Raw genomic sequence first — 13259 nt, 5'->3', positions numbered from 1 at the left:
CCTTACTTACTCTTTATTCTTTGAACGAGAGTAATTCTTAAGCTATTTAAACTCTAATAAGATAAATTACTACTTGCTACTTTTTTCCCATCAAAAATATAACCTAACTTAATTATCTCTTTTACTCCATATCTCTCTAACTCTACATAGTATTTATTATCATCTATTTGTTGTAGTGCTTTTTCTACTTCTTTTTCTGGAGTTTTAGTGTATGCTCTTTTCAACTCCAAAATATATCCTGCCTTTGACTTATCTCTTGGAAATAGTATTATATCTGCTCTTCCATAGCCAGCTTCTACATTTGACTTGGTAATATAGTAACTATCTAAGGCATAAAAAAATCCTGCTAATAGCATATGATATGAGTATTCATTATTTGTTCCTGTGTCGTGGAAACTCATTACATCTAAAACGATTTTTTCTATTACTCTATCTAACTGCCTTAAGTTTTTATCCCTCAAAGCATCTCTTAATCTATCTACTGTATCATAATTTCCAAATATAATATTTAAAAATTCATCTTTAAAGAAATTCATTATCTCCATATTAGGTATTCTCACTAAATATCTTCCATCTTCTATCCTACCATTTACAGTTAGATAACCAGAGTATACCATTAGTTCCCACACTTCACTTGCTGATAAATTATTACCAAACCTTACATTATCTGTTATTCTTACTGCTATATCCTCTTGGTTAAAAATTTTCTCAAGGGTTTCTAATCCTTCTTTCCCTGTCTGTTCTAAAAGTTCTCTTATCATAAAGTTAGAGCTTGTATTTATCCAATAGGGTTTTAGTATTTTATCTGAGGTATAATTTAATATACTCCAAGGATTGTATAACTCATCTTTTCCAAAACTATATCCATCATACCACTTCTTTACCTCTGGCATCTCATAACCTATCTCATAGTAAGCTAGCATAGCTTTTACTTCCTCTTCTACAAGTCCAAAAGAGGTGCTATACTTCTCCTCTAGAACAGTAAAAGACTTAAAATTATTTAAATCAGAGAATATTCCTGCCTGTGCTACTCTGATTATTCCAGTTAACACTCCCATTTGTAAGTATTCATTGGTCTTAAGTACATCTCCATAGAAAGCCTTTAGGAAATCTCTCATCTCCTCATAGTATCCTTTTTCATATGATGACATTATTGGATAATCATATTCATCTATTAATACAACTACTTTTTGGTTGTAGTATTTGTACAACAATTTTGTTAGAAAGAGTAGGGAGCTTTCTAATTGGGCTCTATTTATATTACCATCAAGTATAGCATCATATCTTTTTCTGCTTCTCTCATCTAATTTATCTAAAATATATGAATAGTCTTCATAAACACTTATTATTTTATCCATTATCTTATCAAGAGCATCTTCAAAATTTGAACTACTTATTCCCTTCATACTTAAAAATATCACTGGATATTTTCCTTGCTCTGATATCATTGGGGATTTTTCTATATATAGTCCATTAAAAAGTTTTCTATTCTCTTCTCTATTTTTTACATCAAAAAAATATCTAAGCATAGACATATTTAAAGTTTTTCCAAATCTTCTTGGACGACAAAAAAGTTTTACCTTTGTTCCATCATTTAATATCTCCTCTATAAATTTTGTTTTATCTATATAATAATAATTTTCTTCTATTATTTCTTTAAAATTTTCTACTGCTATTGGAATTCTTTTTAACATACTAACACCCCCTAATTATATTATATCATATTTCATAATCAGAAAAAATAGAATAATTTTTCTTTCTAATTCGTTATTTGATTCTACTAAAATTTTAGTAAGATAAAGTTTTCTACCCTTATACTATTTCAATTTAATAAATTTATTAGGGATATAAAAAAACAAGAATGACAATATTATCTTTTATAAAAATAAAGTCATTCTTGATTTATTATATTTTTCTTCTATACTTAAATCTTAATATAGTAGAATTTTTATCTTTATTAATTTTTTATTCGATTCTACTAAAATTTTAGTAAGATAAAATCTCTCTATAAATTTTTATTTAGCTAATTGATAGATAGCCTCTACATAAATCTTTAATAGTGTATCTATCTTATCTATCTCTAGATACTCATTTTTTTGGTGCATATTATCTACTTGAGATGAAAGTAAAGCTCCAAAAGCAACTCCATTAGTTACAGTTCTAGCATAAGTTCCTCCACCGATAGCGATAGGCTCACTTACAGCATCTCCAGTTATATCTTTATAGATTCCCATAAGAGTAGATACTAAGAAACTATCTTTTGAAACATAAAGTGGAGCAGTATTTCCAGCTACCTCTACTTCCATCTTATCTCCAACTTTTTCTTTGATTGTATCTATAACCTTTGTATTAGCTACATGAACTGGACATCTTATATCTATACAAACTTCTAAAACTCCATCTTTTAAAGTAGTTTTTCCTATATTTAAAGTAAGCTTTCCACTTTCATTATCTTCAAAATTAACTCCTAAAGATTCTCCATCTAACTCCATTTTAATATAAGTGTTAAAGAATTCTACTAGAGATTTTAACTCCTCATTTTTTACATCTACAAGTTTTAAAAACTCAAATAGTGCTGATACAGAGTTATATCCTAATGTTGGTTTAGAAGCATGAGCAGATTTACCATAAGAGTTGATTAGGTAATTTTCCCCTACTAATTCACAAGTTACTTTATACTCTTTATCTGAGTTATATTTTTCTATTGCTTCCTCTACTCCAGCTACAAATGATTTAGGAATATTTAATTCACATCTCTCTGGAACAGAGTTAAAAGCATTTCCTCCTACAAGTGATACCTCTTTTAGAGTAGGATAGTTATTGTTTAATTTGATACGTACTATTCCCTTTTCAGCAAAAGTAACAGGGAAAGTTGAATCTGGTGTAAAAGCTAATGTAGGTTGTGGCATCTTTAAAGTATTGAAATAGTAATCCATACACTTACTTCCACTCTCTTCATTTGCTCCCAATATCATTCTAACTTTTCTATTTAATTTTATTCCAGAATCCATTATAGTTTTCATAGCGTATAGGCAGATTACAGATGGTCCCTTGTCGTCTAGTGTTCCTCTTCCATAGATTTTACCATCTACAATAGCACCACTATATGGTGGGTAGTCCCAACCTTCTCCTTCTGGTACAACGTCTACGTGTCCTAATATTCCTAATACCTCTTCTCCCTCTCCAAACTCTATTGTTGTAGCATAGTTATCATAGTTGACTACTTGAAATCCTAACTCTTTTCCTAATTCTACAAAATAATTTAACGCTTTAGCTGGTCCCTCTCCAAAAGGCATTCCCTCTTTAGCTGGCTCCATAACACTTTTTAACTGTACAGAACCTTGAATGTGTTTTACTACTTCATCTTTGTAGCCTAAAACTTTCTCTTGTAAATTCATAAAAACCTCCAACTTCTATTTTATATGATTAGAATACTTCGCTTCCTAAATCTGCTTGTAACTTTCTATATTTAAAATACAGAAATCTCATGTACTCATATTCAAAAGGAGAGCCAGTATCATAGTATTTAAATGGTATATTATTTCTCTTATCTATCCCATATAATCCTGTTACTAACATATTATTCATCTCATCTAAATCAACTGTATGGTATAGAGTACCTCTCCCTAAAACATCTACTCCTGTTCCAAAGGCATCTCTTAAAGAGCTAGGTCCCAATATTGGTAACACTAAATAAGGTCCCTTTCTCACTCCATAATGAGCCAATGTAAGCCCAAAATCTTCATACGGTTTAGGCATCCCCATATCTGAAGCTACATCTACAAAGCCTCCAACTCCCACAGCACTATTCATGGTAAATCTTCCAATTGCTCTCATAGCCTTTTTTATTTTTAATTGTAACAATGAGTTAGCAGTAGTAGATATATTGTCAGTATTTTTGAAAAAATTAGTTATCCCTTGTCTTACTGGACTTGGAGTAACACTTCTATACACTCTTACTGCTGGTAGAGATATATATTTTTCAAAGTGATAGTTAAAGTAATAAATTCTTCTATTGATAGGCTCTAATGGGTCATATACTTCAAAGTATTCAAAAGAGTTATCTATATTTTTTACTTCCTCACTCTCTTTAGAAAAAGTTGTGATAGATAAAATCAGCATAAGTATAACAATTAATCTATTTATTTTCATGCTCTACCTCTCCTTTCTCTAAAAAATCTAGCATAACTTTTATATTAGGAGTAAAAAACATATTTCCACAGTGCCCTCCATATGGATAAACTATCAATCTATCATCAAAAGTTGCCTTTAAAAACTCTATATCTTCACTATCTAATATCAATTCATCAGCATTGGTAACAGCCATTATTTTAGGAGTATTTTTTAAATAATCCTCTATATAGTTTAATCTAGCCTTTACTAATAAATCCTCTAACCCTAACTCTTTTCCTAACTTTTCTTGATAATATGGCAGAGCTAGTCTTTCAATATACTCTTCAAAAGTAGCAAAATTAATCTTTTTAAAAATCTCAAACATAGGAGTAAATTTTCCCACTGGCTCTTTTACATAGACTGCTCTGTTATTTAACACATCTACTATATAGTTTAAATCAATAGAAGTCAATCTAAAAGCTCCACCTATAAGTTGCTCCATCTCCTTATCACTCAATTGTTTTTGTGAAAATATCTTGTAGATTGTTTCTACATCAACAGAAGAATACTCTGGTAATGTATTACTTACAACTGTATCTATTATATTCTCTATCATTTGAGAAATCTTTTCTGCCCTATCTTCTTCAGGAAAATCCATATATTTATCCAATTTTTGTGCAGACTTGTATAGATCCACAGCTGGATTTATCATAAATACTCTTTTAAAATTAAAATCTTTTTCCCTTTCATCTATCCAAGATAGTATTCCAGCCTCTGTTCCTCCAAGACTATATCCTACTAGATAGTAATCACTAATCTCCACCTCATCAGAAATTTTTTTATTAATCTCCTTCATTACTTTATAGATGTCCTCTGAATCTTCTACTATCATTCCTGGCATCTTACTTGTAGAAGCATTGATGACAAAGTTGCTATTCATAGGAGAAGAGATAGACACTACGTGATAACCAGCATCATAAAAAATTCTCTGAAAATACTCCATTCTTATAGAATTGTGAGCTGACCCTGTCCCTGCTAGTAAGAATACTAAAGGAGCTTTTTTATTTTGAGAAACTAATGAAAACTTAAATCCTTCATTATACCAAAAATTTTCTGGTACTGGCTCTGACCAAGGTAGAGTTATCTTATACTCCTTCACAGGTACTTTTGTAGTTACACCTTCAGTCATAAGAGTTGAGCTTCCAATTATAGTAGCTACATTTGGATTTTGAAAAGGATATTTATATTCTGCTAATGTTAAAATTGAACTCATCAAAATGAACATCCCTATTAAATATTTTTTCATGTATCCTCCAATCTTTAATTTCTATACCTTTTACTTTATAGCTTTATTTTACTTTAATTTTTGATATTTTTCAAGCAAAATAAAAATGAGGGTTTACACCCTCACTCTATAAATTAAAAACTATTTGTTAACTTTTTCAGATAAAGCTTTTCCTGCTTTAAATTTAACAGCTTTTTTAGCCTCAACTTTCATTTCTTCTCCAGTTTGAGGGTTTCTACAAGTTCTAGCTGCTCTTTCAGTAACTTCAAATTTTCCAAATCCTAAGAAAGAAATTTCATCTCCCTTTTCTAAAACCTCTTCAATAGTTGCTAAGAAAGCCATAGCTTTTTTCTCTGCATCTACTTTAGTTGTAAACTCTCCTTTTTGAAAATATAAATCTACAAACTCTTTTTTAGTCATTTGATAATCCTCCTTGATTTTTATAGCAATTACTATAAGTAGTATACTATCTTTTATACCACAACATTCCTTATTTTACAACTGTTTTTATAATTTTTTTCTAAAATAATGAGATTTGATTAGTCTCACTTAAAGAATCGATAGCTTTTATCATCTTTAACTTATCAATTATAGTTTGAGAAACCTTTGTTCTTCTCTTTAAATCTTCAAAAGATAAGAACTTACTCTCCTCTCTCTCCTTGATAATATTATCTATAACAGCTCCTCCAAGTCCAGCTAAAGCTATAAGTGGCACTCTTATCTTACCATCTTCAATAGTAAATTTTACTCCACCTGATTTGTATATATCTATTGGTAAAAATTCCAATCCTCTAGCATACATCTCCACTACAATCTCACATATAGCCATCTCAGCTTTTTTCTTTACATCTAGCTTAGGCTCTTTAGAAAGTATCTCTAAATGAGATTTTGCTGATTCAGGTTTTCCCATTATCTCATAGTCAAAATCCTCAGCCTTTCTCGATAGATATGCAGCATAGAAGGCTAGTGGGTAGTGTACTTTGAAGTAAGCTATTCTCATAGCCATCATAACATAAGCCACAGCATGCCCTTTAGGGAACATGTACTTTATTCTTCTACAAGACTCTATATACCATTCAGCAACATTATGCTCTTTCATCAAGTCGGAATAAGCTTTCCAACCTTCTGGATTTTTAGTAGGTTGTCCCTTTCTTACAAACTCCATTATTTTAAAGGCTGTTCCTTTCTCTAGTCCTTGGTCAATAAGATAGTTCATTATGTCATCACGTACTGTAATTACCTGTGAAAGAGTAGCTTGTTTCTGTCTAATAAACTCTTGAGCATTGTTAAGCCATACGTCTGTACCATGAGAAAGTCCTGATATTCTTACAAGCTCAGCAAAAGTTTTAGGCATAGTGTCTATTAACATCTGACGCACAAATGGAGTTCCAAACTCTGGTACTCCAAAAGTTCCTACAACAGAGTTTATCTGTTCTGGAGTAACTCCTAAAGATTCAGTGCTAGAAAATATCTTCAAGGTATCTGGATCTGATAGTGGAATAGAGTATATATCCACTCCTGTATACTCCTGTAAAAGTTTTATAGTAGTAGGATCGTCATGTCCAAGTATATCCAGTTTTACTAACTGTTCATCCATTACGTGATAGTCATAGTGTGTAGTGATAGAATCGTTTTTCTCATCATTAGCTGGTTTTTGCACTGGACAAAACTCATATATAGTGTGGTCATGTGGCACTACAACCATTCCTCCAGGGTGTTGCCCTGTTGTTTTCTTTGCTCCCTCACACTTTTTAGCAAGCCTCAGTATCTCAGCCTTATTATTTTTCATATCATGCTCTTCAAAATATTTTTTTACATAACCTTCGGCGTTTTTCTCAGCAAGAGTAGAGATTGTTCCTGCTTTAAATACATTTTCTTTACCGAAAAGTTGCTCACAATATCTATGTATTTCTGATTGATACTCTCCAGAGAAGTTAAGGTCTATATCTGGTACCTTATCTCCATTAAATCCCATAAATACTTCAAATGGTATAGAGTATCCATCTCTTTTATATGGTTTTCCACACTTAGGACAATTCTTTTCTGGTAAGTCAATACCTACTCCCTCTCTCTCAATAAATTCAGAGTTTTTACACTCAGGATTAGTACAGATATAGTGAGGATATAGGGCATTAACCTCAGTTATTCCCATCATAAAAGCTACTAATGAAGAACCTACTGAACCTCTAGAACCAACTAGGTATCCACTATCTAAGGATTTTTTAACAAGTTTTTGTGCAGATAGATAAAGTACAGAGAATCCATTTCCAATGATAGCATTTAGCTCTCTTTCTATTCTGGCATTAACTATCTCTGGAAGAGGATTTCCATATATTCTATAAGCTTTTTCATAGGTCATCTCTTTAACTATATTCTCAGCATTATCTATCTTTGGTGGATAAAACCCATCTGGTACAGGTTTTATCTTCTCTATCTTGTCAGCTATTAGGTTGGTATTAGTTACAACTATTTCACGAGCTATATCCTCTCCTAAGTAGCTAAACTCTTCTAACATCTCATCTGTGGTTCTAAAATAAAATTTATTATCTATCTTATATTGATTTGCTCTAAATACATTTCCACTTCCATATAGTAGGATACTTCTTATCTTATAGTCCTCCTCATCTAGATAGTGTACATTAGAGCTAGCTGTAACTAAGATGCCTTTCTCCTTAGCTAAGTTATAAAAATACCTATTCATATCTTCAATAGCTTTAAAAGATGAGATACTTCCTGTTCCATCATCTTCATAAATTTCAGAGTAAGCCCCCTTAGGAAGTAACTCTATATAGTCATAAAAACCAATATTTTTTTCGATACTCTCATAGTCATATCTCATATAGTAATCTGTAAGCTCTCCATCATTGGAAAAGTGTACAGTCATAGAGCTTCCTACTATCAATCCCTCTCTATATTTTTCCAGATGAGATTTTAAAATTCTAGGTTTTTTATTTCCATAGTAGTCTATATGAGCTTCTGAAACTAGCTTGTACATATTTTTTAATCCTGCAAGATTTTGTACTAGTACCATTACATTATGAGTGTCCTGTTTTTTAAGATTTATTGGAAAAGCTCCTGTTATCTGATTTAGATTAGTGATTCCCTTCTCTAAATATCTCTCCATAAATATGATAAACATATTAGCAGTAGCTTGTGAGTCATCAACAGCTCTGTGGTGGCTCTCCAATGAAAGTCCCAATACCTTATTTAAGTTTTTCAATCCATACCCTTTTAAATCTGGATATAAGTCCCTTGCCATCTGTAATGTATCTATTATTGCTGGAGTGTAATCATATCCTAAAAGCCTTTTTACATCTCTTCTTATAAATCCCATATCGAAAGCTGCATTGTGGGCTACCATTGTAGCATCTCCCACGAACTCCATAAACTTTGGTAATACCTCTTCAATTGTTGGCATATTATCTACCATTTCTTGAGTTATATTTGTCAACTCTTGAATCTTCTTAGGTATAGGTTTTTGAGGATTTACAAGTTGTGAAAATCTATCTACTATTCTATTCCCTCTTAATTTTACAGCACCTATCTCTATTATCTCATGTTCATGAGAGTTAAGTCCCATAGTTTCTAAGTCGAATACAATAAAGTTCTCTTCTAATAGAGGTACATCTTTAGGATTTCTTACCATAAGAGCTTCATCATCTACCATATACATCTCACAACCAAGTATAGGTTTTATATCCTTTCCCTTGGCTGCTTTATAAGCAAATGGGAAAGAGTGTACAACAGCATAATCTGTAATAGCCACAGCAGAGTGTCCAAATTTTATAGCCTGTTTTATAATATCAGCTATATCAGTTACCCCTACCATCTCACTCATCTTACTATGAGTGTGTAGCTCTACCATTTTTACTTCAGCTTTATCTTCCTTTTCCTCTTTTACCTTATCAAGCTTGTTGATAGAATTTATCATCATTATCTCTTCATTGTCAGAGAATCTATCAGTTTGTTTTTTACCATTTATCTTTACAAAATCCCCAATTTTTATATCTAGAGGTTTATCTTTTTCTAAGAAGATTTTTGTAGTAAGAGAGGTGTGGTTATCAGTTATTCTAATAGTCTGAATTACTCTATCATTTTTTATATCTCTAGACTCCATTCCAAAGATCTCTCCCTCTACTACACAAGTATCATCATCATAGAGTTCGAAAAACTCCTCTAGTGGAATAGAGCTTCCTTTAATCTCCTTAGTTTTATTAGCTGAAAAACCTCCTCCTTTAGAGAAGTTAGCACTTTTTATAACTACCTCTTGAGCCTTTGGCTTGTTGGAATTTTGTTCAGCAATTTTTTTATTCTCCATATCAATCTTTGCTGAAAGAGTGATAATCTCTTTTTGTTTTTCCTCTTCTATTTTAGATACCTCTTGTGAGAAATCTCCCAATACAAACTTTACCTTGAAATTGTATATTCCAAAATTTTCTAGAATTGTTTCTAGCTTCTCATCTATTTGAGAACTTCTCAAAATATCAATAGCACTCTGCTCAGCAAGAGTAATATTGATGCTCTCATTTTCAATACTTATTCTATATAGGTATAAAAAAGATTTAGAGATAGCGTTTCTAGCTTTCAATCTTATGAGTGCTCTCTCTACTATCTCTATTAATTGCTCTTTTCTTATATCATTTTCAGAAAAACTTACTGTAAAATCTACCTCTAACTCTTTACCAAAGTTTTTCTTAATATTTTCATAGATGACATCTAATTCATTTAACTCATCAACTGAAGGAACATTACATATAAATCTCATCTTTTTATTTCTTTCTGAAAATATAATCTCTGTAACATCTACATTTTTTATACCCATTTTTCTAAAGATACCATCTTGTGGTTTTATTCTTATCTCATTTCTATTCATTGTTCCTCCAAAGAGAAATTATTTTTCTCCTAATAATCTATCTAATATGATAGCTACTGCTGCTCTTACAGAAAGATGGTTGTATTGTGTATTGCCTCTAATTGGCTCTAATATGTAATCTGACATATCCATTACCTCATCTGTAAGCCCCCAACCTGTTCCAAATAGTAATAGGTAAGGTCTATCATCTTCAAATATCTTATCTGATAACTCTTTATATCCCACTGTATTAGGGAAAATTCTAGCTGAAGTAGTTATGATAACAGGTCTTTGTCCCTCTCTTTCCTCTATCTCAGCAATAGTGTCTTCAATGCTATTCATCACTCTAGTAATAGAAAAAGCATCCTCTCTGTCTTTATTGAACTGACCTCCAGTTCCCTCTTGCCAATAACCGATTATTCTCTCTGTTAACATCTTTTGAGCATCTACTGGAACTATAAGTCTATATCCAGCTACATTGTATGTTCTACAACTTCTTGAAATATCATGTATATCAAAGTTTGTAACTGATGTACATACTATGCTATTATTTTTATTATATACAGGATAGTGAACTAATCCTAAATAAATTTTTTCTCTCATTTTCTCTCCTTAAAAATTTAAAAACTATTTTATCTCTTCTAGGTTTTTATATTTTTCAATATCCTCAATATAAACCTTATGAGCATATTGAAGATACTCTCTATTTTCATCAGTTAAAGCTCTAATTACTCTAGCTGGGGAACCTGCTATAAGGCTTCCCTCTTCTGCTTGGAGTTTTGGAGTTACAACAGCACCAGCAGCTACTAGACAATTTTTAGGAATTACACTCCCATTTAAAAGTATACTTCCCATACCAATTACACAGTTATCTCCAATAGTACAACCATGTATAATGCAGTTGTGTCCAATAGTTACTCTCTCTCCTATAGTTACTGGATATGGAGTATCTCCATGAACTGTACAATTATCTTGAATATTAGAATCTCTTCCCACAGTAACCTTGCTCATATCAGCTCTCACAACAGCTCCAAACCAGATAGATACATTTTCATTTGTAACTACCTCTCCTATTACAGTGGCATTCTCTGCTATATAGTTATTCTCTCCTATTTTTGGAGTTTTTTCTCCCAACTTATATATCATTTTTTTCCTTTCCAAGCTCTCTTTTAATCTCAGCTAAAAGCTTTTTCTCCTCTTTACTTAGCTCTCTTCCCACAAGCAAATCTCTTCTTCTCAGATAAGTTCTTTTTAAACTCTCCTTTAATCTCCAAGTTTCTATATTCTTGTGGTGTCCAGAAAGTAACACTTCAGGAACTTTCATTCCCTCATATTCAGCTGGTCTTGTATAGTGAGGGTAATCTAAAAGTCCATTGAAAAAGGAGTCATTCTCATAGGATTCTTTTTTGATTACACCAGGAACAAGTCTAGCTATACAATCTGCCATCATCATAGCTGGTAACTCTCCCCCTGTCAAAACAAAATCCCCAATGGAAACTTCCAAATCAACTTTACTCTCTACTACTCTCTCGTCTATTCCCTCATAGTGTCCAGCTATGATAGTTATCTCCTCTTCCTGAGCCAACTCAATAGCAAGTTTTTGATTAAATCTCACACCTTGAGGAGTGGTATAGATTACCTTTCCCTTTACAGTTTCTAGAGCTCTAAAAAGTGGCTCTGGTTTCATAACCATTCCAGCTCCTCCACCAAAAGGCATATCATCAGCTTGTTTATGTTTATCATAACAAAATTCTCTGATATTTACAATATTTATCTCTAAAAGATTTTTTTCAAGAGCTTTTCCTATTATACTTTCACTTTTAAATCCTGAAAACATCTCAGGAAAAAGAGTAAGAATATTAATTTTCATATTACTCCTCGTCCATTCCATCATCTTGTTGATATTTTTTTCCCTTTTCCTCTTTCATTCCTTCAATTAGATGGATATATATTACTCTTTTATCAAAATCTATCTTCTTTACAAACTCATCTATATCTGGAACCATAACCTCACACTTAGCTGACTCTATCACTAAGATATCGTGAGCAGCTGTTTCAAAAATATCAACTACTGTTCCTAACTCTTCTTCAGTATCTATATCTATCGCCTTCATATTTAGTAAGTCATTTAATAAGTATTCATCTTCTCCAACACCTAATATCTCTCTTCTTACTTTTATAAATCCATTTTTTAAATTTCCAGCTTCTGTCTTGTTAGTTATCTCCTCAAACTCTAATACACACTTATTTCCCACTAGATGAGAAGCAGATTTTACTGTAAGGATTCTTTGATTATTCTCTCCTACTTCCACTACTATTCTGTTATTTAATAGTATCTCAATATTTTCAATATTAGATACAACCTTTACTGCTCCTTTTAGGTGGTGAGTTCCAGATATTTTTCCTACTGTTAAAAGCTCCATACTACCCCCTAGTCTAAAAACTCTACATTTACATTTAGTTTATCTTTTACTCCAGCTGCTTGCATAACTCCTCTTATTGCATTAGCTGTAAGTCCATTCTTTCCTATTATTTTTCCCATCTCTCCTTGAGCTACACTCACTTTGAATATAACAGTATCATCTACTACATCATAAGTGATTCTTGTTTCAGAGTTATTATCTACTAATTCTCCTATTATATATTGCATTAATTTTTCTAATTTTTCCATTTTTCCTCCTAGCTACTTTTTATTTATGTATAGAGAACCCTTCCAAGGTCCCTCTTCTGTTATTTTTGCCTCTACTCCATAGTTTTTATCTAAGTCTTCTATAATAGTTCTTACGAAATCTTTAAAGTCATCAGTAGAGATTACATTTACAATACCAGCATTGGCATCTACTGTTCTCACTACTCCTATTCCCTCATAAGCTTCTATTACCTTATTGATAAAATCTATGTCCTCTTTTCTACTCTGTATTAAAAACTCATAGCTTGATAACATAGTTCCTCCAAACCTTCTATATAAAAATTCAAGAATAACGAAAAAGGTTATTCTTGATTTTTTAA

Annotated in this window: 12 protein-coding genes; all 12 read right to left on the bottom strand. The window is 31.8% G+C overall.

Annotated elements, in window-relative coordinates:
• Positions 1 to 53: 53 nt before the first annotated feature.
• Positions 54 to 1694: an AAA family ATPase gene (locus FMAG_RS12615; RefSeq protein ID WP_005887266.1), complete on the bottom strand. Its 1641-nt coding sequence runs from the start codon at positions 1692 to 1694 to the stop codon at positions 54 to 56.
• A gap of 321 nt (positions 1695 to 2015) precedes the next feature.
• Complete coding sequence (gene pepV, locus FMAG_RS12610) at positions 2016 to 3398, bottom strand: dipeptidase PepV (protein WP_005887263.1); 1383 nt, start codon at positions 3396 to 3398, stop codon at positions 2016 to 2018.
• Between the two features lie 28 nt (positions 3399 to 3426).
• Complete coding sequence (locus tag FMAG_RS12605; protein ID WP_005887262.1) at positions 3427 to 4152, bottom strand: MlaA family lipoprotein; 726 nt, start codon at positions 4150 to 4152, stop codon at positions 3427 to 3429.
• Entirely contained in the window at positions 4139 to 5419 is a 1281-nt protein-coding gene (locus FMAG_RS12600) for an alpha/beta fold hydrolase family protein (protein WP_005887260.1), read from the bottom strand. The genes FMAG_RS12605 and FMAG_RS12600 overlap by 14 nt, the downstream gene beginning before the upstream one ends.
• 120 nt (positions 5420 to 5539) lie before the next feature.
• Positions 5540 to 5818 carry an HU family DNA-binding protein gene (locus FMAG_RS12595; protein WP_005887258.1) on the bottom strand — a complete coding sequence of 93 codons (279 nt, stop codon included), beginning with the start codon at positions 5816 to 5818 and terminating at the stop codon, positions 5540 to 5542.
• 100 nt (positions 5819 to 5918) lie between these two features.
• Positions 5919 to 10271 (bottom strand): PolC-type DNA polymerase III, encoded by a 4353-nt coding sequence (locus FMAG_RS12590; protein WP_005887256.1) that lies wholly within the window; start codon positions 10269 to 10271, stop codon positions 5919 to 5921.
• Between the two features lie 18 nt (positions 10272 to 10289).
• Positions 10290 to 10853: an RNA methyltransferase gene (locus FMAG_RS12585; RefSeq protein ID WP_005887253.1), complete on the bottom strand. Its 564-nt coding sequence runs from the start codon at positions 10851 to 10853 to the stop codon at positions 10290 to 10292.
• A 24-nt stretch (positions 10854 to 10877) separates the two neighbouring features.
• Complete coding sequence (locus FMAG_RS12580; protein ID WP_005887251.1) at positions 10878 to 11396, bottom strand: gamma carbonic anhydrase family protein; 519 nt, start codon at positions 11394 to 11396, stop codon at positions 10878 to 10880.
• Complete coding sequence (trmD, locus tag FMAG_RS12575; RefSeq protein ID WP_005887250.1) at positions 11386 to 12120, bottom strand: tRNA (guanosine(37)-N1)-methyltransferase TrmD; 735 nt, start codon at positions 12118 to 12120, stop codon at positions 11386 to 11388. Before trmD ends, FMAG_RS12580 begins: the two co-directional genes overlap by 11 nt.
• A 1-nt stretch (position 12121) precedes the next feature.
• Positions 12122 to 12673: a ribosome maturation factor RimM gene (gene rimM / locus FMAG_RS12570; RefSeq protein ID WP_005887248.1), complete on the bottom strand. Its 552-nt coding sequence runs from the start codon at positions 12671 to 12673 to the stop codon at positions 12122 to 12124.
• Positions 12674 to 12681: 8 nt separating this feature from the next.
• A complete protein-coding gene (locus FMAG_RS12565) occupies positions 12682 to 12921 on the bottom strand; it encodes a KH domain-containing protein (RefSeq protein ID WP_005887246.1) in 240 nt (79 codons plus the stop codon).
• A 12-nt stretch (positions 12922 to 12933) separates the two neighbouring features.
• The gene (locus FMAG_RS12560) at positions 12934 to 13194 is read right to left on the bottom strand and encodes a DUF4911 domain-containing protein (protein WP_005887244.1); all 261 of its coding nucleotides are present in this window, start codon (positions 13192 to 13194) and stop codon (positions 12934 to 12936) included.
• Positions 13195 to 13259: the final 65 nt, after the last annotated feature.

It is taken from the genome of Fusobacterium mortiferum ATCC 9817 (assembly GCF_000158195.2).
In the GTDB taxonomy this organism is placed as follows: domain Bacteria; phylum Fusobacteriota; class Fusobacteriia; order Fusobacteriales; family Fusobacteriaceae; genus Fusobacterium_A; species Fusobacterium_A mortiferum.
This window is presented reverse-complemented; position numbering and strand designations above follow the sequence as displayed.